Genomic DNA, 24,148 nt, shown 5'->3' with positions numbered 1-24,148 from the left:
AGAGATTATGGCGGGAGCCTTCTCTCCGATTTAGGTAAAAAATCTATTTCACAAGCTCCTTCAGTTGTTGCGGTTCCAACTATACAACCTACCCAAACTGCAACTAACGGCAAAGGCAGCTTGAGTAATGTCTAAGTTTATTTTAATTCTTTAAGTTCGTAAGGTAGCACAGCTAGCTGTGCTACTCCAAAATCCACGAAGCCTGAAAAAAGTCACGCTCGCAAAACATAGCATAACGGTAGGTTGAATACACAACAGAATTAGTAGCGGCATAATTGTCAACCAAACTTTCTAATTGTTGTGTTAGTGGTTGAAAATCTGTGCTGCTGTAAGTACGAATCCAGTCTGCATATTGATGATTAGGAATGCCGTTACAAGCTAACTGTTCTCCCACAAAGGCATACAAGCGCATACAGGGAGACATTGCCGCAGCAGTTAAACCCACATCTCCACCCCAAGCAGTTGCTAACAAAAAGTCAGTATAGCGGCGGGTAGCGGCTCCTGGTTCCACGGAATGCAAATTGACTCCCCACTGGGAAGCATAGCCACTATGTAACCGTAGTTCTTCTAAAACTCCACTAGCTAAGTTATGAAATGTGGTGAAACCTAACCAGTCTGGTGCTTTAGCTGCGGCGATGCTGTACGCACGGGCAAAAGCTTCTAAGAAAAAAGCATCTTGCCCTACGTAGTAAGCAAATTTCACCTGCTCAAGAGTACCATCGCCAATGCCTTGAACGAAAGGATGCTCTAGGCAAGCTTGGGCTAAGTCTTGATTTGCAGCCCATAATTCCTGAGATAAAGTCATTTGTTATTTGTCATTTGTCATTTGCTATTATCCCTTTGTTCTTTCAACTCTCTTCCTCAAAAAGGAAACTCTTAAAAAGGGAAGAACTGGAGCAAAACTGAGCCTAGACTTCCTAAAAAGTCAACAAAACTGGGGCTGCCAGCGCTTACCTTCTCATTTACGGGCGTTTGCAGTTCTTTAATAAAAGCTTGGGCTGTTTGCGTTCCAAGGCTGTTGTTTTGGGATGTAAACAATTTTTCAGCAACTTGGGCATCTTGGAATGCACCTTGTCTATCTAATACTTGGTAACGAGCAACACCACGTGCTAAATAAGCACCCGCATATTCTGGTTTAATAGCGATCGCTTGATTAAAATAATTAATTGCTTGCTGTTGGTTGCCTTTTTGTGCTTCTGCTACACCCAAAGTATAAAATTCTTCTGGTGAAGCAATTTGTGATGGTATACCAACTGCACCTTGGAAGTTAGTCCCATTCAAGTAAGCACCAGCCAGTTCTGCATTTGCTAAATAGGCATTTCTCAAATCAGCACCCGCCAAATTTGCCCCACTAAATTTAGCTTGGCTGAGGTTAACACCAAATAAACTAGCACCACTCAAGTTTGCACCCCGCAAATCTGCACCGCTCAAGTTTGCCCGGCTGAGGTTAGCACCTGTGAGATTAGCACCGCTCAAATTGGCTCCAGATAAGTCAGCCATCACTAAACCTGCACTAGTCAAATCACAGTTTTGACATTGTTTGGTAGCCAATAACTGTCTAACGTGTTCAGAATTTGCTGCTTGTACGCTTGTTGTCAAACTAATCGTGGTTAAAAAGGCAGCTATGGCTAAAATTTGGTTCTTCATATTTGTGTAATATTTCTTACTCAATATTCAACGTTAACTGAGATGGATTTATACCTCAGCCTATGATATGAGCAATCTAAACAGTTTGCCCTCTGTAGTTGCCTATATCACTTGTAAATTTGAGTAAACCCTCATTGGTTGTGCAAGTTTACTATCTTCTAATTTTTTGTTCCTCAGGAGTCAGGCTTTAGCCTTGCTGTAGTACTTTTTGATGTCTTCAAGCCGCACACTCGTGACTTCCAGTCATGAGTTAGGCGCTCTATATTAAGTATGACTTTGTGTTAAAATTGAGAGGTATTCAGCAAATTCAAGAAATTGTCATCCATCCAAAAAGCATTTAAAGTTACTCTCATACCCACACACAATCAAGAAGTCTTAATCAATAAGACAATTGGTTGTGCCAGATATGTGTACAATCGCTTTTTGGCGCTGAAGAAAGAGTTATATGCAAGTAAGGGAAAAAACTTAAACTACAACGCTTGTAGTCAACAGCTAACTATACTCAAGAAAGAAATTGAATGGTTGAAGGAAGTAGATAAGTTTGCCTTACAGAATTCACTCAAGAATTTAGAGACAGCATACAAAAACTTTTTTGCTGACTTAAAGAAGATCAAAGAGAAGAAGGGTGTAGGTTTTCCTAAATTTAAAAAGAAGCATGGGTGTAAGCAGTCTTACAAAACTAACCTGACCAACGGTAATATTCAGGTAATAGAGAATCGTTTAAAGCTTCCAAAGTTAGGGTGGATAAAATTCCACAAATCACTCTTACTTACCGGAAAGCTTGTAAACGTTACCATAACTCGCACTTCATCAGGTAAATATATTGCTAGTATTCTGTGTGAAACTGAGATAGAAAAATACCCTCAAGTTGCTCAAAATATTGGTTTAGACTTGGGAATTAAATCTTATCTTGTTACAAGCAATGGTGAGCCAGAGAAAGGGTCTTGTTGTCCAAACATTGAGGGACTGGCTTTCCCGTTGGGTGAAGTTGTAGATAATCCCAAATATTACAGAACTCAAAAAAGGAAGTTACGTAAAGCTCATAAAAAACTATCCCGTAGTGCAAAAGGTAGTAGCAACCGAGTCAAAGCGAAAATCAAGCTGGCTCGTACTTATGAACGGATTACAAATTTGAGAGATGACTTTCTGCACAAACTATCAACTCGTCTAATCAAGGAAAATAGCATTATCTGTGTCGTTCGCGGAGCGTGTCGTAGACAGGATTTGCGAGTTGCCAACATGGTAAAGAATCATAAACTAGCACTGAGTATTTCAGACGCTAGTTGGTCTAAGTTCGTTGCCATGCTCGAATATAAAGCTTTGTGGCATGACAGAATTGTGCAGAGAGTTGGGACGTTTTACCCCTCATCTCAGACTTGTAACTGTTGTGGTTTTGTTAACCCATTAGTTAAAGATTTAAAGCTGCGTGAATGGTTTTGTCCTAGTTGTGGTATTCACAACCTGAGAGACGTAAACGCAAGTTTAAATATTCTGAGTGAAGGGTTGAGAATTTTGACAGCAGCCGTCGGTGCGCCGGATGCTATATACGCCTGTGGAGAACTTGTAAGTCCTGAAGTAATTCAGGCAGAGATCGTTGAAGCAGGAATCGCGTGACTTCACGTCAATCCGAGGTTCAAAATTAGACATATAGTAGTTACCGCACAGATAAGGTACAGAAAAAATCATTAACCACAGATGAACATATATTCTCGTAGGGGCGCACAGCTGTGCTTTAAGTCAAATATACACAGATGCATTTTTTGATTTTACAAAGAAGCGATGTCTAACGACAAGCCGCTATGCGTCTACGTTTGGTGCTTTGACTCAGTAACACATCTCTCTTTTTGCTCCTGTATACCCTGATTTTAAATAAATATGAGACTATAGAAGCATTAAGACAGCCATAAAAACGTGAGTCAGCAAGACAAACTCTTAGAAAAGATCCTCTCTGGGACTTCTGATACAGACATCCCTTTCGCCCAACTGTGGCAACTCTTATATACACTAGGCTTTGATGAACGGATTCGTGGCGATCATCGTATTTTTATCAAAGCCGATGTTGAGGAAATATTGAATCTGCAACATAAGAAGGGAAAAGCCAAAAGCTATCAAATTAAACAAATTCGTGCAGTAATTCTCAAGTATAAGCTAGGAAGTAAAAATGATGTTTCGCTATGAAATTATTCTCTACTGGAGTGAATTAGATCAAGCCTTTATTGCTGAAGTACCAGAATTACCTGGCTGTGCTGCTGACGGTGATACTTATCAAGAAGCCCTGCATAATGTAGAATTAGTTATGCAGGAATGGATAGAAACGGCTAAGGATTTAGGGCGTCCAGTTCCTCAGCCTAGACCGCGTTTGATGTACATTTAGTTGATACACAAGCTCAGTGAAACTGATTTTTAAGCATCATCAGAAATATTTGACACCATTTTAGATTCAGACAAGAAAAGTTTTCGCTAAAAGACCTAGAAAATTTTATTGGCTGCCATCATCGTATGTAAGTTATAACCAATGTGCTTTAGGTTCACTAATTTGCAGATGACAGAGGAAGTCTAATTGCAAAGGTTAGTTACTGGCAACCTTACAAATCACCATAATATGTGATTTGTATTTGTCAGTACTATAGTGAAGAAGTTGCAGTCCAGAACGTTCTAGTTCTTGCAAAAGTTTAGGGATTTCATACTTATGATGTCGCCAAATAGTAATTTCTTCACCTTCAGAGATTTCAATATTCTTATCTATCCCCATCCGACTGAAGTTTATAGTGTAATTATGAAGAAGTTTCATATTAGCAACTATACTATCTGTTTTTAAATCATACTTTCTCACCAATTCACAATCTTCAGACTTAATCCCAATCTTGCTTTTAACCCATCCATATATTTCTTCTACGTGATACTTGCAGCCACCTCTGACGTTTCCATCCCATTTAGAGTTAGAACCAGTTTCATTGGTGAACACCAGAAAATCATTTTTTCCCATGCTATCTCTAAAGTTTTTTAGTACCTTATCTCTATTTTGATGATTACCGATGGTAACACCTAAGTGGAAAAAGATTTTTGCTGTTTCGTCAATTTCAATACCAGTTTCATTTTGGAATAATTCTTTGGGTACACAACTATTTTCTATGTCAATTGTGGAGCTGATGAACTCGACAAGAGGAAACCATTTTGTAAAATTATTTCTAGATAAATGAAGCAATTCCTCGCTAATATCTAAAGCAAGATATTTATTAACCTTTCCCAATTTATTAAGTTTTTGAATAAAATTTTTAACTGGATATGAATTTCCTGCACCAACGTCTACAATATTTACTTTTTTACCACTTTGAATATTGTCATTCAAGTATTTAAAGTTGTCCTTTAAAAGGTCAATTTCTACATTCGATGTTCGATACCATGTAGGAATAATGTATTTTAGATAAAAATCGTCCCAGATTTTTGCACCTCTACCTTTATAAGAATACTTTAGAGGTATTTCTCGCCTGACTTCTAATGCATGAATTATCCCTAAAACTTCTTCTTCAGAAAAAATAGAGTAGAACTCAGAACTTGGCTTTGCTGTGCAATTGATAGCAGTTGACATATCCGAGGGAAGTTGGGAATTGCTATGAAAATTTGGAGCCATTATTCTTGTTCTTTGGTTTTCTTCAATATTTAAATGGATTAGCCGCAATGCTTGCCAAATAGGTATTTTCCCATACTGTTGTCTCAAAAATCGGAGTTTTCACCAAGGCGGCGGGAAGCCCACTTGCTTTTTGGGGTATCCGGGATAGCCGCTCCGCCGCCGTTAAATGTTGACTTATGACGGTTAACAGTTAACAGTCATCAGTCTTTCTCCCCTTTTAGGGATGGGATGAGCTTAACAGAGATATAGAGCACTCTCAACTGACCAATTGGTTTTTTACAATCAAAGTGCGAGATAATTTTCCAAAGATACAGGGGTAAATTCCAGTGGTTCAGCAACCAGAACTCCAGGAAACTTCGTCGATACAGTCAATCCAGCGCGTGCTTAAGAGTTTAAGCACTTACCGATGGACTTCGCTGGGAGCATTAGTCAGCTTGTTGTTGTTGACGATCGCAAACGCAGTTACCCCACAACTATTTCGGTGGGGAATTGATCAGGGCATCATCAAAGAAAACTTACAAATTGTGCTATACAGCGCCGCCTGGATGGTACTCGCTGCGATCGCTCGTGGTGTATTTAACTTTGGACAAAGCTATCTAGCAGAAGCAGTGTCTCAAGGTGTGGCCTATGACTTGCGAAACAAAATTTTCAGCAAAATTCAAAATCTCAGTTTCAGTTATCATGACCAAGCGCAGACTTCCCAACTGTTAACCCGTGTCACCAGCGACATAGAGCAGATCCGTACCTTTGTTGGCACTAGCTTAATTCAGGTCATTGGTTCACTTGTAACATTGGTGAGTATTTCGGTAATTTTGCTGGTGATGAACTGGGAACTAGCACTGATTACCCTAACATCAGTGCCCATTGCTGCATGGTTGATGGCACAATTCGTCACTCGGAATAACAAACTTTTTCGGCAAGTACAAGAGCAACTAAGCGACCTCAATGCTGTATTGCAAGAGAACTTACTAGGAATACGGGTGGTGAAAGCGTTTGTACGGGAATCAACCGAAAGGTCGCGTTACACGACCCTAAATGATGGTCTAGTCAGGGCAAACATGAAGACCATTAGCGCCATCCATAATACCTTCCCGTTTATCTTTTTGGTGAGTAACTTGGTAACACTGGCAGTTTTCGGCTACGGGGGAGCGCAAGTGATTGGAAATCGGTTCTCCATTGGCGAACTGGTGGCGTTTAACTCCTACCTAGCCTTGATTCTCCAGCCAATTTTGTTAATCGGATTTGCTGCACCCGCGATCGCTCAATCAGCTGCTTCCGCCGAACGTGTCTACGAAGTTGTAGATGCGGAGGTAGAAATTCGTGATTGCCCTGGTGCTGTCCCATTTGAAACCTGTGTTGGTAGAATCACCTTTGAAAATGTTTCCTTTCGCTATCCAGGAGCCAGCACCGAAACTCTCAAAGAAGTTTCCTTTGAAACAAAGCCCAAAGAGCTAATCGCCGTTTTAGGGATGACTGGTTCCGGGAAAAGCACAATTATGAACTTGCTTCCCCGCTTTTACGATGTCACAGGGGGAGCAGTTCGCATTGACGGACGAGATGTCAAAGGTTTCACCCTCAAAAGCCTCAGATCGCGGATTGGTATTGTATTTCAGGAAACCACCCTCTTTTCTGGCACAATCCGCGAAAATATTGCCTACGCCAAACCCGATGCAACTCTAGATGAGGTGATTCAGGTTGCAAAAACTGCCCAAATGCACGATTTTATTATCGGTTTACCCGATGGCTACGAGACGATTGTAGGTGAACGAGGTGTGGGCTTATCTGGTGGGCAAAAACAACGAATTGCGATCGCTCGTACCTTACTGACCGATTACAGTATTCTAATTTTGGACGATAGTACCTCGGCTGTAGATGCCCAAACAGCTGCCCAGATTCAAGCTGAACTAGATGGCTTAATGCGCCAAAAAGCTTGTACAACTTTTGTAGTAGCTCAACGCATTAGCACTGTAAAGAATGCCGATCGCATTTTTCTCATGGATAAAGGACGATTGGTGGCACAAGGCACCCACGAGGAATTGATGCAAACCAGCCCGCTCTACGGTGTGATTTTGGAATCTCAAGTAAAGCCGAAGGAGAAAAAATGAGAAGCACAGTTCCCATTGTTGCATCTGAGCAGGCGAGTCAGCAAATTTCCACCCTGCGACGCTTTTTGCAATATCTGCGACTCTATCGCAAAGAAATTCCCATCGCCCTGACATTAGTATTTATTGGTGCTGTCACCCAGGCAATTGGGCCGTTTTTCCTCGGTTGGTCGATTGATCGTCTGATTGCACAAGGGAATTTGCAAGGACTGCTACTGTTATTAGGGTTACTAGCACTAAACTACGGACTTGGCGTTTTAGCAATCCGAGGTCAAATTATTCGAGTCGGCTGGATTATGCAGCGATTGCTGGCTCAACTGAGACAAGACATTTTCATTAAAATCCAAAGTTTGCCCCTCAGCTTTTTTGATCGCAGCGAAGCGGGCGATTTAATGAGCCGCCTGCTGAATGATGTCAATACAGTAAATCAGGCATTTGGTCTAACGATCGCGCAAATGCTGGGCAACACTTTCAGTTTGATAGGCATCATCATTGCGATGCTCTCAATCAACCTGCAACTCGGTTTGTTGAGCAATCTGGTTGTGCCACTGATGATTTTTACCACAAGCTTGTTTGCACGTTGGGCAAGAGCTAGATTTCGTGTCACCCGACAAACCATTGGGGAGCTTTCCGCCAAGTTAGAAGAAGATATTGGCAGCGTCCGAGAAGCACAGGCATTTAATCGTGTACAGATGAATATTGAAGAATTTGACACTCTCAATGCTGCGAATCGTGATGCCAACGTCGAGGCTGTGGCAATTACTTCTGCCTTTTTGCCCTCCATCGATTTTCTCAACACACTCGCAACAGCAGGCGTGCTGGCCTATGGTGGTTATCTTGCGGTCACCGGAGCTGCAACAGTGGGTGTGGTGACATCCTTTTTACTTTACGTACAGCAGTTCTTCCGGCCGATTCAAATTCTCAGCCAGTTTTACACCCAAGCTCAATCTGCCTTCGCTGGATTAGAGCGAATCTTTCTATTGCTAGATGAACCGTCACAACTCCAAGACGCACCCGATGCGACAGAAATGCCGCCCATTCAGGGGGAGGTGACATTTGAGAATGTTAAGTTTGGCTACAACCCAGATCAATTGGTTCTCAAAGGGGTGAATTTGCACGCTTATCCAGGGCAGATGGTTGCATTAGTAGGGCCGACCGGTTCGGGAAAAAGTACAATTATTAACTTGATTTTGCGCTTTTATGATGTATCTGGCGGTGCAGTGAAAATTGATGATATTGATGTACGTAGCGTTACTCAAGCAAGTCTGCGTCGACAAATTGGCATCGTCCTGCAAGACAATATTCTGTTCACTGGCACTGTTGCCGAAAACATAGCCTTTGGCGCTGCCCATGCTACCCAAGCTGATATCGAAGAGGCTGCACAGTTGGCAAATGTGCATGAGTTTATTACCTCACTGCCACAGGGTTATACAACTCAATTGGGTGAACGAGGAGCGCCCTTGAGCCAGGGACAGCGACAACTAATTAGTATTGCCCGTGCGGTGTTGATTAACCCCCGAATTCTGATTCTCGATGAAGCCACCAGCAGCATTGACACGCGTACAGAAGCGCTAGTACAAACTGCGATCGCTCGCTTGCTACAAGGTCGTACCAGCTTCGTAATTGCCCACCGTCTCAGTACAGTTACTCAGGCAGATCAGGTATTAGTAATTCAGCAGGGAGAAATTGTCGAGCAGGGTACTCACGCCGAACTGATCAATCAGCAGGGCGTATATGCGAACCTCTATGCCCTGCAACTGGGTGCAGCAGACACAATGGTTCTTCAAAACGAAAAGTAAAATGTATATAGCTCTAATTTATCAATTGCCAGCAAAGAAATGAAGTTACCTAACCTCGATTCACAAACCGTCGATCGCATCATTGAAATGGCATGGGAAGATAGAACATCTTTTGATGCCATTGAGGCTCAGTTTGGGTTGCTGGAAAAACAGGTAATTGCCTTAATGAGGCGCGAAATGAAAGAATCTAGTTTCCAGATGTGGCGAGAGCGAGTTACCAAACGCAGTACAAAGCATTTATCTAAGCGCGAATTTATTGCAGGTCGCTTTAAATCGCAGAATCAAAAAACGTGATTGATGTGTTCAATCAAAATATGGTTCAGAACCATCAGAAGCTAAAATGCTCTAGAAGGAATAAGCCTGCGATCGCGCTTTGCATTGCCGCAGGCATCGCTTATACCAATTGAGTGAAAACTACCACATTCAGCAACATCATGACGAAAGTTACACTCTACATTGCAGCTAGTTTGGATGGCTACATTGCTCGCAGCGATGGAGGAATTGATTGGCTATCAATCTTTGACATAGAAGGGGAAGACTACGGTTACACTGCTTTCTACGAATCGATTGATGCTATCGTCTTGGGCAGCAAGACATATGAAGTAGGGCTTAGTTTTGATCAATGGCCTTATCCGGGGAAGAAATCCTTCGTTTTCACCCAACGCCATCTCCAATCTGACCGCGAGGACGTTGTGTTTGTTTCTGACACAGTGAAGCAGGTCTTAGCAAATATAGAGGCTCAAGGTTTTGCAAACATCTGGCTCGTTGGTGGCGGAGCATTAATCAATTCGTTTCTTCAGCACAGCTTGATTGACGAATATATTATTTCAACTATTCCAATTATCTTAGGTAGCGGTATACAACTTTTCCCACCGTCTAGCCCTGAACAAAAGTTGGAGCTGATTAACTCAAAACAATATTCCAGTGGCTTACTCCAAGCACACTATAGGCGAAAATAGAAGGGTTAAAAAATTCATAATTCATAATAACGCGACTGCCATCATTAGGCAGGGGAATCATATCATGTTCAGTTGAACACTTATCATTATGATTGACTCCAGAAAATTTTAATGATATATGATTAGCCGGACTTGATATAAAACCCTTTTTAATTACGAATTACGAATTACGAATTACGAATTACGAATTAACTAAAGAAGCTTCAGAACAGCGTTGCTGAAGTCTTCGTAAGGAGAAACACCGACGATGGTTTCTTCTAAATTACCATCTTTGAAAATTAAAACTGCTGGAATACTGCGAAGACCAAATTTCTTGAAAATTGGCTTGTTGCTGTCAACATCTACCTTAACAACTTTGGCGCGACCTTTGTATTCCTGGGCAAGTTGATCCATTAACGGACTGACCAAGCGGCAAGGCCCACACCAAGTAGCAGTAAAATCGACAACAACGACTTTCTCTTCACTTTCAGTTAAAACAGTATCAAATTCACTTTCTTGAACGTAAGCAACTAGTTGAGTCTCTGTAGACATTTTTTAATCCCTTGGTGTCAAACCAAAATTTCAGCAAAAAGCTAACTATACAAACTATACTCCCTTCTGGCTGTCAGATTCACCAAGGCGGCGGGAAGCCCACTTGCTTTTTGGGGTGGCCGGGATAGCCGCCTCGTCGCCGTTAACTGTTGACTGATGACTGTTAACCGTCAACCGTCAACGTGAAAGCCCATCCCCTTTTAGGGGTGGGATGAGCTTAACAGTAGCCCACATTCGTAAACCCCAAAACTGACTTTTGCTTAGTAGGCTGCATTTAAAATACCCGACAACTTTCTTAAGTAAGGTGTATTAAGCACCCTACCAAGCTACCTAATCAAAAAATCTCATACCTTCAAGGCGTGGAAACTTCAATAATCATTCTCTCGCTCAAATAGTTCTAATAACCCAATTGTGCCTACAAAAAAAGTATAAGTAGCATATTTTATTGGCATCCTTTGTCTTGAAGGTGCATAAAAAGCCGCTATAATCCCTTCGATAAAATGGCTCGCCATAGCAAAACGCTCAATCCAAAAAATGGGATTCAGGCTGCTTGGTAAATAAGTATTATTTATTACTGCATAAATATTCCACGATTCCAATCCAATTGCACTTGTTATAAGCACTGTAGATATAATTTTTACAAAGGTAAAAATGTCTTTTTTTATTGACTTTAAGTTCATACTATCCACAAAAAATTGTTTAAAATATCTACAAGGCTCGGTGAAGTAACAGACAAGTTAATGTGTGAGGACTTACGCAAAAACTCAAACTTTTATTTCACCATGTTCTCTATGTCTCTGTGGTAGCCTGCGGAAAGCCCTCTGGGTGACGTTCGATAGCGCAGCGTAAAGCCTTCTCTACGAGAGGCTCCGCCAACGGCATGGCTTCTCTACGAGAGGCTGCGCCAACGCTTAGAGCGACGCAGGAGCATCTGATTCCCTAAAGCTACACTAACAGCGATCGCTCATGGGGAAAATCCCCTTATCTATGAGACGCTTTGCGAAGGCGCTAGCCTCTCCCTTTGGGTACTTCACCGCTTTGAGTCTAAGTTTTTGCGGTAATCATGCTTAAACCCTATGTATATTATCTAAAAATTACCCTAAATGAAGATTAAATCATCAGATATTTAAAAAATGCTAAAAGTGTGGAATACTACATAGGTAGTAAATTTAATTGCATTCCATAGATTGATAATAAATATAAAGCTATGATTGCTCAACATTACAATTCAAATCATGTTGAAAACAACTTGCTTAAACAAATCAAAATTAAAGAAAATCAGCTAAAAATTGCACAAGAATCTAACATGCTTCATGTAGCGGAAGCATTACAGCAAGAATTATTAAAGTTACAGTCTCAATTATCAGAGCCGCAAGACGTTGAAATCCAAGCGTTGATGAGTTTGCTAGACGATTAAGATTGTAAATTTGTGTTGCAAAGTTTATTGAAAGCACAAAAACTCTGTTGATAGGAACCAGAGTATAGTGGTTCTGATGCCTGAGAGTGTAGCTTAGGTGCTATAGCTCAAGAATTAGCGATCTAAGGTGTCATAAAAGTATGGTGATTCTTACTTAGAATAAGATGTTAGGGTTTCTGTTGGGTATGTGGTCTTTTTTTCTGCGGTACTGAATCAATCTTAAGAACAGGTTTAATTGGGCGCACTTGCCTTTGCCTAAGAATTTGAATTTCTCTCTCAATCGAATTTTTTCCTTGCCTAAAAAAGTCTTGAGAATTATATGGAATTAAGTCACGGGATAAATGTTGAGCTTGTGCTGGAGTCAAACTAGGAAGGGGTTGTTCAGCATTGACAGCAGTTTGTACAGCCAGGAAAAAGGCTGTTGAAACCACCAAGGGTTTTATTTTGATACAACCAGTGAATATCAGGTTTAACATGATTGATACATCTATTCCTCAATTTATCTGTTACTTTTTCGTAGAAGCTAACTAAAGAGTTGCTTCAGCTTAAATTTCTTACCCTTCAGGTGGGTTTAGTTTGTATAGACCCATAATTCTATTCTCAGGGCTTCAACTCTCTGGTAAACTGGCAAACGCCTGCTCAACTAACTCCTTTGCCTTAGCATCCAAATGCAGCCAATCCACTTCACCCACTTCATCAATTAAACTAGTATCAATAACAGCAACTTCCTTCTCTGGGGTGTATTCAAGAAAACACACTTGATAACACAATTCCCATAAATCGATACTAGCTTCTTGCTGTTGACGCTGCAAACGTAGATGATATCCTGGATGGGGCATTGGCAAACGAGCAAGAGTTTCTCTGATTTCATCTGCTTCTTGGGGGGTTGCAGTTTCCATTCCTTGCAACAACTCAGTCACCAATGCTTTGATTTCATCAGTGGTGCTAGGCGGCCAAATCAGGACATCGTGGTAAGTTCCCGTCCAGGAAGATTCATCAAGGGACTTGCGGATATTGTCGATAACGCGAATGAAAGCAGGTTGCATGAGGATTTCAGCCTGCTGCCATGCAACTGAGTTTGTTATTTTAGGTGGCATTGGTAGTAAACAGGGGCACTAAAAGAAAAATAAACAGTCTGCGTTTATTAAAAAGCTGCGTTTTTAATCTAAATCTTTTCTCAAGATAGCGGATTTCATTGAAGAAAATTTGGAGATATTTATTACCAGCTGGAAAATTAGGTAATAACTCTGGGGAGTGAACATGATAGGCAAGCTACTAGACCATCGTTACCAAGTAATTCGAGTCCTCGCAATGGGAGGATTTGGTCAAACCTACATTGCCCAAGATACTAGGCGGCCCGGTAATCCCATTTGCGTTGTCAAGCACCTTAAACCCGGAACTGACCCCAGAGTTTTTGATACTGCTAAACGCCTGTTCAACAGCGAAGCCGAAACTTTAGAAAAACTAGGCAACCATGACCAAATACCCAGGCTGCTAGCGTACTTTGACGAAAACCAAGAATTTTATTTAGTACAAGAATATATTGAAGGACATACCCTAGCTGAGGAACTTATAGCTGGTAAGCGCTGGAGTGAAAGGCAAGTAATTCAACTGTTACAGGAAGTTCTGGAAATTCTCGAATTTGTCCATCGCCAAGGCGTGATTCACCGCGACATCAAACCGGATAATATCATCCGTCGCGCCTCAGATAATAAGTTGGTTTTAGTAGACTTTGGGGCAGTAAAGCAGTTACGTACACAACTGGTAACAGTGGGCGCACAACCCTCTGCCACAGTGGTTATTGGCACTCCTGGCTACATGCCTACAGAACAAGGGCAAGGTAAACCCCGCCCCAACAGTGATATCTATTCCCTCGGCATCATTGCCATTCAAGCATTAACAGGATTACAGGCAACAGAATTGCAAGAAGACCCGGACACGGGCGAAATCATCTGGCAGCAATCAGTAACCGTGAACTATCGACTGGCGGCAGTGTTGTCCAAGATGGTACGTTATCACTTCAAAGACCGCTACCAAAATGCCACGGAAGCACTGCAAGCATGTAAAGACGCGATTAATCCTGTACCTGCATTTTCCACGCCTCAAGAATCTGCCAAATCCCGACCTCAAGTATCTCGGCTGCAAACTGTTGCAGTTGCACCAGCAAATCCTGTCCCCGCTAAACCTGCGCGTAAAGACTCTAGTAAATCCGACCCATGGCCGATATTAATTGGCATCTTATTGGCGGGTGGTGCAGCTGCCTTGGTAGCAAATATATATCCAAATGTGAAAAATTTAGCCTTTAATCTTACAGGTAACGATACTGCCTTAGCAAATAAATGCTCCGCTGTTGTAGTCGGAAATTCTAATATTCGTTCTGAACCTAGTTCGATTAATTCTGATAATATTGTGCGAACAGTTGGTGATAATACCAAATTTGAGGTGACTGGCAAACGGACAAAAGCAGGTTGGGTAGAGATTAAACTTAAATCTGGTAGTTTGGCTTGGGCACACCCGGCTGTGATAGCCAATAAAGATGAATGGGTATCTTGCCTGCGCGACAAAGGCATTGCAATCAATACAGTAAATGATAGTAGCTTAATTGCTACTCGACCAACTCCTAAGCCAAAACCAAAATCTAGGGATGTAGTAACTCCATTACCAGAAAAGCCAAATGGTTCAACTTCCGACGCTGGGAAAACAGAACGATCGCAGCCTAGTGATAACAGTGCCAATATTATAGAACAAGCAAGACAGAAGTATGAATCAGGAGATATAGTTGGAGCGATCGCACTTTTAAGATCGATTCCGGCAAATGCTGCTTCTGGTATTCAAGAGACAGGCAAAATGATTGCCCAGTGGCAGGAAGATTGGGCTAAGGCGGAGGCGTTATCTAATGAGATCAACAAAGCAATAGATGATGGGAAATGGGATAAAGTTTTAGATTATAGAAACCATCCAGAAAAATTGCCTAATACTAAATACTGGCGAAACAAGATAGAACCATTATTTAAACAAGCAGCCGAAAATCTGGCAAAACAGGCACTACCTAAACTAGAAAATCAAGGTAATCAAAAGACTACCCAAGAAGAACTTCCCGATACTAACCAACCTGCTACTACAGAGAGTCCTAATGCTACAGAAACTCCAGAAAGTGGCTTTTAAACACTGCTTACCTCGTTACCAGCCTGTGGCTGGTAATGCCTACAATGAGGACTGCCGCCTCTTAAATTCACAGCAGCAGCCCAAAAAAAATTTCCAGTTAGAACCTGGAAACAAGATTTTAAATAGGTTTTTATCTCTGATTTGATTTTCCCTATTAGTGCATTTCGTCGTACTCTTGGGCTTCAACTCGTCTTGCTTCCATCCGCGAAGCAGGCAAAAACTCAGCACGACGGACTGGAACCAAGGGCGGCGTATTTCCTTGGTAGGGGTGAATCACTTGTACAGTACGCGCTGGACGCTGCCGTGGTGAGAATAAAGCCAATACACCAGCGACTACAACACCACCACCAATAGTAAGAGTTGCGCCTCCCACAGCCCAAAGCATGGGTGAAGACCACCAAGAAGGATTTTGCGGCTGGAGTGCTGCTGATTTTTGTTGGTTATACTGCTGGGCTTGTTGCCATTGCTGCTGAGTATTGAAATTTTGAACTTGGCCTTGGAGTTGCTGATTTTGCAACTTCAGCTGTTCATTGTCGTTTTTTAAACGCTCCAACTGCATCTGCGTGTTCAGCTTCTCCATTTCCAGACGCTGGTCAGTATTGGGAGCAACTGGCGGCTGATTAGGATTGGGATACATTGGTTGCCCATAAGGGCCATAGGGATACATTTGTGGCTGCATTCCCGGCGCTACTACAGTCCCTGGCATTTGCGGAGCAACAGCAAAGTTAGGCTGTAGAGGGGTATTTGTTCCTTTGAGCAATACGAGAGCCGCCAGCCCAGCTACGGCAACCCCGCCGATAAACGCCATACTCTCACTCATCGCCTGTGCTCCTCAATTGCGACGTAACTATAATCATTTGTGACTGACTTACTCTCACACTCACACTCATAAATTATGCCTACTTGATTTCACATAATACTCAAACTATAAGCGACTATATCAGCTAGTTTTTTTACATCTTGATATCTGATGTTAATATTCAAGACCATAAAGGTCAAATTGTCTACCAAGCAAGGATAGAAAAACTACACTGTTATACTTTTTTAATCTACATTTACCCCTCTAATCAAGAGGAGTATTTGTGCTGCTGTTGTTGGTCTTGATGGCAGCCTTGAGACTTTGGCAAAATTCAGCGATCGCATTTAGTCCCTGCTCTGGGGTACCTTCTGCTAACCGTTTTACAAAAGCACTGCCCACGATCGCAGCATCTGCGCCCCATTCCTTTACCTGACGGGCTTGTGCAGCTTCGGAGATGCCAAAACCCACACCAATGGGTTTATCAGTAACACTACGAATTTGTTTGAGTAAATCGGACACGCGGTTTTCCAGTTGCGATCGCACCCCTGTAACCCCTGTGACGCTGACCAAATAAATAAATCCTTGAGAAGAATGAGCGATCGCTTCTATCCGTTCAGCAGAACTGGTGGGAGCGATCAACAAGATTACATCAATTCCCATCTCACTAGCTGCTTGGAGCAATCCTGCTGCTTCCTCTAAGGGCAAATCAGGTATTACCAATCCTGCAACCCCAGCAGCAGCAATTTGCTGAAGAAATTTTTCAATCCCCCGGTGCAGAATTGGGTTGTAATAGGTAAATAAAATAATCGGCGATCGCAATTTGGGAGTAATCCCTTGCAACATTTCCAGCACCTGCTCCAATTTTGTCCCCCTTTGCAGAGCGCGGGTAGCAGCAGCTTGAATTACTGGCCCATCAGCCAGAGGATCGGAATAAGGTATGCCCAGTTCTATAATGTCGGCTCCACTACGATCTAGAACCTGTAAGGCTTTTGCTGTTGTTTCTAAATCTGGATCGCCAGCAGTAATAAAGGGAATTAGAGCGCACTCACCATTGTGCCCAAGGGTTTCAAAGCAATCAGAAATCGCAGTCATTAGTCATTAGTCATTAGTCGTTGGTCATTGGTCATTAGTCGTTGGTCATTTGTAACAAACAAAGGACAAACAACAACTGACCAATGATAACTTTACACCTGAGATTGCTCTTCTTGTTCTATTTGGGCTTGAATTCGTGCTAGTTCTTCGGGAGTAAGCTCATCTAACCGCTTTTGCAGAAAGTCTTGCTCATACTGTTCCCGCTGTTGGTGGTAGGTCATTTTTTGTCCCACCGCGCGGAAAAAGTAAGTGGCTAACCAGCCAACTAACCCACTGATTAGTAAGACTTGGCTCCATATACCAGCTTGCTGATTATCCAAACCGACTAGCTGCAATCCTACATATGCCAAGCCGCCAGCAATAAAAACGCCTAAGCCAATTCCAATAGCGTCAATCCGTCGCATGAGAGTTATGACCTACCAATCTAGTTAAACTTCAATTTGCCGCCGTTGCGGTCGAAAATTTAGAAACGGCGATAGAACCAATAAACCCGGAAAGAAGAAGAACACCAAAAAGTACATAAAGGTACGCTCGATGGAGGTAGCTACATACCAACGCTGCTTCAGGTACAGTAAGACAGCAATCGGGATTACCAGAAGGTAAGCTCCAGCCAAAATCAGATACAGCAGGGCGACAATCATAAACTTTCAAGTCTTAAGCATCTGTTTTCCATCATAGGCTGAAGAGCCAGACTCAGGAAAGTATAGGCATGACGCTTTTAACATAACTACCCTAGAATTTCTCGTCTATATCCATATTGACTGATAAAAGGTGGTATTATGCTATAATCATGAACTCACTAGCAAACTAGTGCTCTAGTCAAACAAGAGCGAAAACTCATTCAGATTGATTACGAGGAAACAAGGAAAACTTGCAACTCTGGAAAACAATTCCACAATCTGGAAAAAATATTTTCAATCTAGTTGGACAAAAGACACAATTGATGGTGGAATAGATGAGGAGGTATTTGCTGCCTCCAAAAAATAACTAGTTATACTAGTTGCAAAACACCTTCGGGGGTGTGGCGGAATGGTAGACGCTACGGACTTAGATAACTGAGCCTTGAAGGAGAAATCCCTCAAGTGGAAGCTCTCAAACTCAGGGAAACCTAAATCTGGTGACAGACATGGCAATCCTGAGCCAAGCCCAAAAATTTTAGATTTGTGATTTTAGATTTGTGATTAGTCTTCAATCCAAAATCCAAAATTGAGGGAAGGTGCAGAGACCCGACGGGAGCTACCCTAACGTTAAGTCGAGGGTAAAGGGAGAGTCCAATTCTCAAAACCTGATTTGGCTATTGCCATCAGGTAGCAGTGAAAACTGCGGGAGGATGAAAATCCGTTGACCGTAATAGGTCGTGTGGGTTCAAGTCCCTCCACCCCCATTAAAAATTGAAAATGCCAAAAGGCTCCTATAGAACGTATGGGCGGGTTGTATTTAATGGTAAATCAACTCGCCCATATAGTTTTGTATTGGCTCTGATTGTTAAAACTATAGCGGTTCCCATTTAGATGCGGTATGACATAGGCAACATGCCGTGCCCCTACGGCTGCACCTCACGTCAACGAGAACCGCTATAAGTAATTTCACTAGACTCTTTGATAAAGAATTAAACAACTTGTGATTAATACTTTATTTATAGTCTTAGTTAATCAAATTTGTGTAAAAAGATTACTGAATCTCTGAAGAATAGATTGATACTACTGTTCACCAAGGTTAAGCTGGTAATAATATGAACAGGAAGCCTTTTTATCCTGATAACTAGAATGAACGCTAATAGTTTATCAATTAGTCAGGAAGATCCCGATTGTGTTACGTCTAACTCTAGACAGCTAAATGTGCAAATTGCACAAGATGAGGTTTATAGCTTCTTCGTGGAAATTGCCAAAAAATTACCGCCAGAGGATGTTTTACGGGAATTCAAAGGTTTATTTATAGACGGTCTTGATTCACAGGATTCTTATTCTATACCTGGAATATACAGCATTTTTTTAGATGATAACGAACAGGAATTCTGTAATACTCTTAAACGGTGTATCTACATAATAATTAATACTTGGAAAACCAATAGGAAAGACAAATATATCCAAGAGTTAGTTAATTTATTTACTAGTGAAAACCTGAAAGTAAAAACCAATAATTTTCCAGCGATAAATATTTGTAAAAGCTGGCTAGACAATTTTATAAACAGCAAAGACTACCAAGAACTAAAATTATTTGCTGCTAAATATGAGGAATCATTTAAAGGTCATTGGGCTAATCGCTACACTTCTTATCTATTAGTTGATCAATCTGTTGACCAGAATAATTCAAAAGAGCAACAAGAGGCTGCCAGAAAGCTCTCTAAACAGATAAAAGACAAATTTAAGTTTGAACTGGCAATGTATATTGCTCGTTCTCAATCTGCCATCTCAAGTACAACACGCTACACAAATCCCAGTATGTTGGGAGATCATGCTCTGCGTTTAATAAAAGCAATTGTCTTGAAAAGAGGTATGTTTAGCCATGAGAATATTGCCCATATATTTATCAAGCAAACTCAAAATCAAACTCTTGAAGAATTTAAAATAAACATCGAAAAATATCTATTTTTTTCTGTAGTTAAACAAGAATCATTAGAGAGTTGGAGACATCAGTTTGCCGATATATTATCCTTATGGAAAGCAGATTACAATCAAGAAATTATTACTAAAGAATTGTTTTTAAGAACTTGTAATAGAGTAATTGATTGCTTGACAATAGAAAATGGAAAAGAACCTTCGTCATTATTTATCTTATTGCTTAATCAAGGTCATTCTCTAACATTAGTAATTATATTGCTAAAAATTATTTTGATTTCTAAAAACTCTCGGAAGCATTTAGAAATTAAGATTGCTCATTTGATTCGTTTTTACGAAAAGTATCCAGAAGAGGAATGCAAGGGGATAATAAATTTTATCGAAATTTTTAATATTACATTTGCAATTTATGCAGAAAACGTAGAATATAACTTGATTAAGATGGAAGAAGAGCAAAACAGTAATCCACAGTTGAATCTTGATGGTTATCGTGTTTTTTCACAGATGAAGGTAGATAGACACAAATTAGTGTCGCCTGATTCATGATTTAGCAAGACGTTCATCTAACCAAGCGAAAGCAGCACCCGCAGTTTCAGCTACAATACTAATGAGGCGATATAGAGCGATCGCACTAAATACTAGGGCAGATGGAAAGTGGTGGCGCAAAAGTTCATATGCAGTCGCTTCAAACACACCTAACCCACCAGGCGCACCCGGAATAACAAATCCCAACAACCAAGCGCAGCTAAAAGCCCCCAATAACAAAGGAATTTGATTCACATTCAACGAACCCAGGGCGAACATAGTTAATATAAACCCAGTTCCACGCAGTCCCATAAAGCCTAATTCTCCTAACAAAGGTCGTACAGGGTAGCTTTTAAGACTGAAAGGAACAGTTGGTTGAGTGTTGGTAACAGACTTTTTTGCTTTCAATTTGTACAAAAAGCGAATAACTGGGTTTAAAAACCAGGGATGAATTGCACAAAGAATTACAGCTAAACTCAGCAATTGTAATATTTGCAGAACAAGGGTAGTGTTAGCTGCCGCAAATTGGCTACTGCATAGGACAATGATAATTAAAGCAGCCGCTAGCATGAGTAGCGGTTCCAGCAAAACGCTTAAGGTGGCTGCACCAGCAGAAACATTGGCATTTTTGGCGGCTACAATTCGCCCGTAGTGATGCCAGATATTACCTGGTAAATACTTTGCTATGTTTGTTTTTAGGTAAACCTGGATGAATTGGGAAGATGATATAGGTTGATTTAACTCTTGCAGAATCCAAGTCCAAATCCAGCCTGCCCAAGTATGTGCTAGTAAAGTGATGCCTGTAGCGATCGCTATAATTGCCCATTCTACCCCATCAATGCGGATAGCAGTCACTTCAATCCAATTATCCTTCAGAGCTTTCGCTAAAAAAAACAGCGTTCCGCCCAAAATTATCCAGCGTAAAAATTGCTTCATGAATTTAGTAATTTAACGGTTAGAGCAACAAGGGCTGAATGCCTCAAATATTACAGTACATCAGCTACCTATCCAAAGCTTTGGAAGTATCAAACAGGTTGATGTAGTTCTTTTTCCGAAAAGCATATTATTTTATTTTATATCTCTCTAGAGTTAGATAAAAATATTATTTATGTACTAATTAAAATGTAGCCTGCGCTAGAGGTAAAGGGCATTTTATTATTCATATGCTTAATAGAGGTTATCGAAACTGAGCGAACCAAAACAAGCACAATAACTTGCTGACCAATCCAATGATTCAGCAAAAGCTTAACTTATTAATATTTTGGATTTTGGTAAGGAGGACTACGTGAACGCTGTGAGAGTATTCTTGAAAAAAATAAGATTGCGCCAGATATTAACTATCTTTTTAGCTGGACTCTTGTTGATAGGTAGCACTGCTTGTAGTGGGGCAAATGCTCAAGGTGCAAATCCACAAAATCCTGCTGTACAAGCTGGCGGAGCAAACAATCCTTATAAGAATGGTGGAGACAAGTATACCAACTATAGAATGTCTACCGATCCGAAAATAGCAAACCCAAAAGCCAATCAGGGACGCGACCAAGCTAGCTTACAACCAAGTTCGGAATTGTTGATTGCTACAGCAGATAGAGAATCCAAGATACTTTATCCTGGTGCTGAGACACCAGCAGGTCGAATCAACAAAGAAGCAGAGTTGCCACTCATCACAGATAAAGACTTCCGTCAGCCTGAACCCGGTGGTTTGATTCAGAATGAACCAAATGTTGGAGATCGGGTTCAAGATCGGATTGAGACTGTAAAAGAGGCTGTTGAAGAAGCTTCCGGCTTTTTGAAAAATAAGGCAGATGAAGCGAGTGCAAGACCTGAATTACAAAAAAATCCAGCAGTAGGCAGATAAAATCCTTATTTTGTCTGAATGCCTGGAATGCAAAATTAATTCCAAATGCCATCTTGGTTGAAGTTTAACTTAGTCACAAAAATGCAAGGAGTAGAAGCATGAAAAAAGTAAGTACTTGGCTGAAAAATATTCGTCCCTTGAAAGTTTTAACTGTTTTTTTAGCAGGAATATTTTTATTCCTGACACAAGCTTGTGGTGCTCCCGGAGTAGCAACACAGCCCCCACAGCCTGACGCTCAATCACCTTATTCCAAACGATATGATCCTACAAAAGATTATCCTCTCTCTTCTCCTGCTGGTGGAATGAATAACTTTAGTGATGTAGAACCCAGAGGAAGATTAGATGAAAAGGCAGCTAATGACAGAGCTGATGCGCTGGCAAAAAATGCTCAAAGAAATATTGAGCAGAAGGGAATTGACAGCCCAGAGCAATATGGTCGAAATTACAAACAAGGTACACCCTTTGGTGAAAGAGTGAAGAACCTGGGTGAAGATGTTGGCAGTTCCGCTGATGAATTGCGAGAAGGCGTAGTTAAGGGTACTCAGCGCGGAATTGAAAATCTTAAGGGTAATACCCAAAATGCTGCCGAAGACTTGGCAAAAAATGTTCAGCGTGGAGCTGAGGATGCTGGTAAAAATGTTCAGCGCACAGCTGAGGATGCAGGCAAGGCAGTGAAGAGAACAGTTAGAGACGTTGATTGAAATTAGTCATTCAATCTTTTGCAAAACCTGAAAGCGCCTACAGACTAAAGTCTGGGGCTACCTAAATAAAGCCTGCCTACGCAGGCTTTTATAAGTTTTAGGTGGGGTTCAATTCCCCAGTTAAATAATTACGAATTTTAAAGACGCTATTTCTGTTTGTGGTTTGTCTGCTCTAAGAATAAAACAGATTGGTAACACTCCCCTGCAACTCTGTACCTCTACCTTCGTATTTTCCTACTGCGGCGTTGTCTCCTGCGTTGGTGTCGGTGTGGGAGTAGCGGTTTCTATAGGAGTTGGTGTCGGTGTGGGCGTTGAGATGGGAGTTGGGGTAGGTGTTTCCGTGGGCGTGGGTGTTTCCGTGGGCGTTGGTATTGGTGTTGGCGTTGGGGGAGGAGTCGGATTTTCTGCTGTAATGCTGAGTTGATAATCTACTGGTTTTGATGCTGTAGAAACCACGACAAACTCGTAAAATCCGTTTTCTGGTAATTTAGTTGACAAACTTCGCTGAGGAGAATCTTCTAAAAATCGAATTTTGCCAGAGGGTGAATAGACTGATAACAAAACTTGGGAATTTGCTTGTAGGTTCAAGTCTAGAGATTGGTCTTTGGCAAGTCCAGCAATGAATACTTTACCACCACCAGGTTGGAGAGTACCGCTGACTGTTTTGCCAGTAGCCCCCGGATCAAAGACAATTTTCTGGAAAGCACTACCGGCGAGAATAGCACTGAGTTTATCGCTAACAAATCCGTACCAAACTTGTCCAATCGGCTGATCTTGGAAATTTTTACCCCGCTGCTCAGGGAATACACGTAAGAAAGCCACATCTCCTAAATCATACAAAGAACGGCTACCAACGTTAATTTTGTTGACTTCCACTTTCCAGCGATCGCGTTCAGCAGTTGTGTAGGTTCCCAACTGTCGTCGTGTATTGGAACTCAATGGTGCAAGTTTTTCCAGCAATTCTGAGGCTGTTTTATCCCATTCTGCCCGCAAACCTTCATCTTCAGGGCCATTGCTGAGAGTACGTCCTCGCAAACTGGGATTTCTATCCCAAAAAACTTGATTCACCAAATTCACGTAGAAGTTAGAACTAATACCCAACTGTTGACGGCGATCGCTTAATTTTTCTTTGCGTTGCCGTTCGGCTGGTGAATATTGCGCTAAGGGATCGGTTGGTTGTTCACTGGTTGGAATTGGACTGGCTGTAGGTGTAGGTTCGACTTCACCGACATCTCGCCTGCTATTCAATCCCCACGAAATTAACCCAACACTACCAACGACTAACGCCGTCACAAGGAAGATTTTTGTTGGTGTCCACCAGCTTGTGGGTTGAGGAGATGGGGGGGATGAGGGGGATGGGGAGGATG

The 24,148-nt window shown here is 41.5% G+C and carries 24 protein-coding genes and 1 pseudogene; 12 read left to right on the top strand and 13 right to left on the bottom strand.

Annotated elements, in window-relative coordinates; all coding sequences use genetic code 11:
• Nucleotides 1-181: 181 nt before the first annotated feature.
• Both F8R90_RS30130 and F8R90_RS30125 read right to left on the bottom strand, forming a co-directional pair.
• Nucleotides 182-805 (bottom strand): TenA family protein, encoded by a 624-nt coding sequence (locus tag F8R90_RS30130; RefSeq protein ID WP_196513704.1) that lies wholly within the window; start codon nucleotides 803-805, stop codon nucleotides 182-184.
• 71 nt (nucleotides 806-876) lie between these two features.
• On the bottom strand, nucleotides 877-1,647 hold the full coding sequence (locus F8R90_RS30125) for a pentapeptide repeat-containing protein (RefSeq protein ID WP_196513702.1): 771 nt from the start codon (nucleotides 1,645-1,647) through the stop codon (nucleotides 877-879).
• 315 nt (nucleotides 1,648-1,962) lie between these two features.
• Between F8R90_RS30125 and F8R90_RS30120 the strand changes: the two genes are divergently transcribed.
• The 3 genes from F8R90_RS30120 (at nucleotide 1,963) to F8R90_RS30110 (ending at nucleotide 4,021) form a co-directional block, all read left to right on the top strand.
• On the top strand, nucleotides 1,963-3,261 hold the full coding sequence (locus tag F8R90_RS30120; RefSeq protein WP_230967127.1) for a transposase: 1,299 nt from the start codon (nucleotides 1,963-1,965) through the stop codon (nucleotides 3,259-3,261).
• A gap of 297 nt (nucleotides 3,262-3,558) precedes the next feature.
• A complete protein-coding gene (locus F8R90_RS30115) occupies nucleotides 3,559-3,825 on the top strand; it encodes a type II toxin-antitoxin system HicA family toxin (RefSeq protein ID WP_190891610.1) in 267 nt (88 codons plus the stop codon).
• Nucleotides 3,809-4,021: a type II toxin-antitoxin system HicB family antitoxin gene (locus F8R90_RS30110; RefSeq protein ID WP_196513700.1), complete on the top strand. Its 213-nt coding sequence runs from the start codon at nucleotides 3,809-3,811 to the stop codon at nucleotides 4,019-4,021. The genes F8R90_RS30115 and F8R90_RS30110 overlap by 17 nt, the downstream gene beginning before the upstream one ends.
• A 195-nt stretch (nucleotides 4,022-4,216) precedes the next feature.
• On the opposite strand, the gene F8R90_RS30105 is transcribed toward F8R90_RS30110, so the two are convergent.
• On the bottom strand, nucleotides 4,217-5,278 hold the full coding sequence (locus tag F8R90_RS30105) for an L-histidine N(alpha)-methyltransferase (protein ID WP_196513707.1): 1,062 nt from the start codon (nucleotides 5,276-5,278) through the stop codon (nucleotides 4,217-4,219).
• A gap of 326 nt (nucleotides 5,279-5,604) precedes the next feature.
• Between F8R90_RS30105 and F8R90_RS30100 the strand changes: the two genes are divergently transcribed.
• From F8R90_RS30100 to F8R90_RS30085, 4 genes are all read left to right on the top strand, one after another.
• Nucleotides 5,605-7,383 (top strand): ABC transporter ATP-binding protein, encoded by a 1,779-nt coding sequence (locus F8R90_RS30100; protein ID WP_196513699.1) that lies wholly within the window; start codon nucleotides 5,605-5,607, stop codon nucleotides 7,381-7,383.
• Entirely contained in the window at nucleotides 7,380-9,179 is a 1,800-nt protein-coding gene (locus tag F8R90_RS30095; protein ID WP_196513698.1) for an ABC transporter ATP-binding protein, read from the top strand. The genes F8R90_RS30100 and F8R90_RS30095 overlap by 4 nt, the downstream gene beginning before the upstream one ends.
• Nucleotides 9,180-9,218: 39 nt before the next feature.
• On the top strand, nucleotides 9,219-9,473 hold the full coding sequence (locus F8R90_RS30090) for a TIGR03643 family protein (RefSeq protein WP_196513697.1): 255 nt from the start codon (nucleotides 9,219-9,221) through the stop codon (nucleotides 9,471-9,473).
• Nucleotides 9,474-9,613: 140 nt separating this feature from the next.
• A complete protein-coding gene (locus F8R90_RS30085) occupies nucleotides 9,614-10,138 on the top strand; it encodes a dihydrofolate reductase family protein (RefSeq protein WP_196513696.1) in 525 nt (174 codons plus the stop codon).
• Nucleotides 10,139-10,330: 192 nt separating this feature from the next.
• Here F8R90_RS30085 and trxA read toward each other — a convergent pair whose 3' ends face one another.
• Together trxA and F8R90_RS30075 are read right to left on the bottom strand one after the other, a co-directional pair.
• A complete protein-coding gene (gene trxA, locus F8R90_RS30080; protein WP_196513695.1) occupies nucleotides 10,331-10,669 on the bottom strand; it encodes a thioredoxin in 339 nt (112 codons plus the stop codon).
• Nucleotides 10,670-11,037: 368 nt separating this feature from the next.
• A complete protein-coding gene (locus F8R90_RS30075) occupies nucleotides 11,038-11,349 on the bottom strand; it encodes a hypothetical protein (protein WP_196513705.1) in 312 nt (103 codons plus the stop codon).
• Nucleotides 11,350-11,876: 527 nt separating this feature from the next.
• Between F8R90_RS30075 and F8R90_RS30070 the strand changes: the two genes are divergently transcribed.
• Nucleotides 11,877-12,086: a hypothetical protein gene (locus F8R90_RS30070; protein ID WP_196513694.1), complete on the top strand. Its 210-nt coding sequence runs from the start codon at nucleotides 11,877-11,879 to the stop codon at nucleotides 12,084-12,086.
• 167 nt (nucleotides 12,087-12,253) lie between these two features.
• Here the strand turns inward: F8R90_RS30070 and F8R90_RS30065 are convergent, their stop codons facing one another.
• Together F8R90_RS30065 and F8R90_RS30060 are read right to left on the bottom strand one after the other, a co-directional pair.
• Complete coding sequence (locus F8R90_RS30065; protein ID WP_196513693.1) at nucleotides 12,254-12,562, bottom strand: hypothetical protein; 309 nt, start codon at nucleotides 12,560-12,562, stop codon at nucleotides 12,254-12,256.
• 132 nt (nucleotides 12,563-12,694) lie between these two features.
• Nucleotides 12,695-13,183 carry a hypothetical protein gene (locus F8R90_RS30060; protein WP_196513691.1) on the bottom strand — a complete coding sequence of 163 codons (489 nt, stop codon included), beginning with the start codon at nucleotides 13,181-13,183 and terminating at the stop codon, nucleotides 12,695-12,697.
• 163 nt (nucleotides 13,184-13,346) lie between these two features.
• Here F8R90_RS30060 and F8R90_RS30055 point away from each other — a divergent pair, with 163 nt between their 5' ends.
• Complete coding sequence (locus tag F8R90_RS30055; protein WP_196513689.1) at nucleotides 13,347-15,251, top strand: serine/threonine protein kinase; 1,905 nt, start codon at nucleotides 13,347-13,349, stop codon at nucleotides 15,249-15,251.
• A 154-nt stretch (nucleotides 15,252-15,405) separates the two neighbouring features.
• On the opposite strand, the gene F8R90_RS30050 is transcribed toward F8R90_RS30055, so the two are convergent.
• From F8R90_RS30050 to ndhL, 4 genes are all read right to left on the bottom strand, one after another.
• A complete protein-coding gene (locus F8R90_RS30050) occupies nucleotides 15,406-16,071 on the bottom strand; it encodes a heterocyst differentiation related protein (RefSeq protein WP_196513687.1) in 666 nt (221 codons plus the stop codon).
• Between the two features lie 243 nt (nucleotides 16,072-16,314).
• A complete protein-coding gene (gene trpA, locus F8R90_RS30045) occupies nucleotides 16,315-17,142 on the bottom strand; it encodes a tryptophan synthase subunit alpha (protein WP_196513685.1) in 828 nt (275 codons plus the stop codon).
• A 92-nt stretch (nucleotides 17,143-17,234) separates the two neighbouring features.
• Nucleotides 17,235-17,546 carry a DUF3007 family protein gene (locus F8R90_RS30040; RefSeq protein WP_190891582.1) on the bottom strand — a complete coding sequence of 104 codons (312 nt, stop codon included), beginning with the start codon at nucleotides 17,544-17,546 and terminating at the stop codon, nucleotides 17,235-17,237.
• A 24-nt stretch (nucleotides 17,547-17,570) separates the two neighbouring features.
• The gene (gene ndhL / locus F8R90_RS30035) at nucleotides 17,571-17,783 is read right to left on the bottom strand and encodes an NAD(P)H-quinone oxidoreductase subunit L (RefSeq protein ID WP_190727800.1); all 213 of its coding nucleotides are present in this window, start codon (nucleotides 17,781-17,783) and stop codon (nucleotides 17,571-17,573) included.
• A gap of 1,125 nt (nucleotides 17,784-18,908) precedes the next feature.
• On the opposite strand from ndhL, the gene F8R90_RS30030 reads away from it, so the two are divergent.
• The gene (locus F8R90_RS30030) at nucleotides 18,909-20,246 is read left to right on the top strand and encodes a hypothetical protein (protein ID WP_196513683.1); all 1,338 of its coding nucleotides are present in this window, start codon (nucleotides 18,909-18,911) and stop codon (nucleotides 20,244-20,246) included.
• Here the strand turns inward: F8R90_RS30030 and F8R90_RS30025 are convergent.
• Nucleotides 20,241-21,161, bottom strand: a complete 921-nt coding sequence (locus tag F8R90_RS30025) for a lysylphosphatidylglycerol synthase domain-containing protein (RefSeq protein WP_196513681.1) — start codon at nucleotides 21,159-21,161, stop codon at nucleotides 20,241-20,243. The genes F8R90_RS30030 and F8R90_RS30025 overlap by 6 nt on opposite strands.
• 349 nt (nucleotides 21,162-21,510) lie before the next feature.
• Here F8R90_RS30025 and F8R90_RS30020 point away from each other — a divergent pair, with 349 nt between their 5' ends.
• Together F8R90_RS30020 and F8R90_RS30015 are read left to right on the top strand one after the other, a co-directional pair.
• The gene (locus F8R90_RS30020) at nucleotides 21,511-22,080 is read left to right on the top strand and encodes a DUF6658 family protein (protein ID WP_190891574.1); all 570 of its coding nucleotides are present in this window, start codon (nucleotides 21,511-21,513) and stop codon (nucleotides 22,078-22,080) included.
• A gap of 98 nt (nucleotides 22,081-22,178) precedes the next feature.
• Entirely contained in the window at nucleotides 22,179-22,781 is a 603-nt protein-coding gene (locus F8R90_RS30015; protein ID WP_196513679.1) for a hypothetical protein, read from the top strand.
• Between the two features lie 234 nt (nucleotides 22,782-23,015).
• On the opposite strand, the pseudogene F8R90_RS30010 reads toward F8R90_RS30015, so the two are convergent.
• Nucleotides 23,016-24,148 (bottom strand): annotated as a pseudogene (locus tag F8R90_RS30010) (serine/threonine protein kinase); the annotation flags it as partial.

The sequence above is a fragment of the Nostoc sp. NZL genome (genome assembly GCF_015714705.1).
Taxonomy (GTDB): domain Bacteria; phylum Cyanobacteriota; class Cyanobacteriia; order Cyanobacteriales; family Nostocaceae; genus Nostoc; species Nostoc foliaceum_A.
Note: the sequence above shows the minus strand (reverse complement) of the source record. Positions and strands in the feature narration are given on the sequence as shown.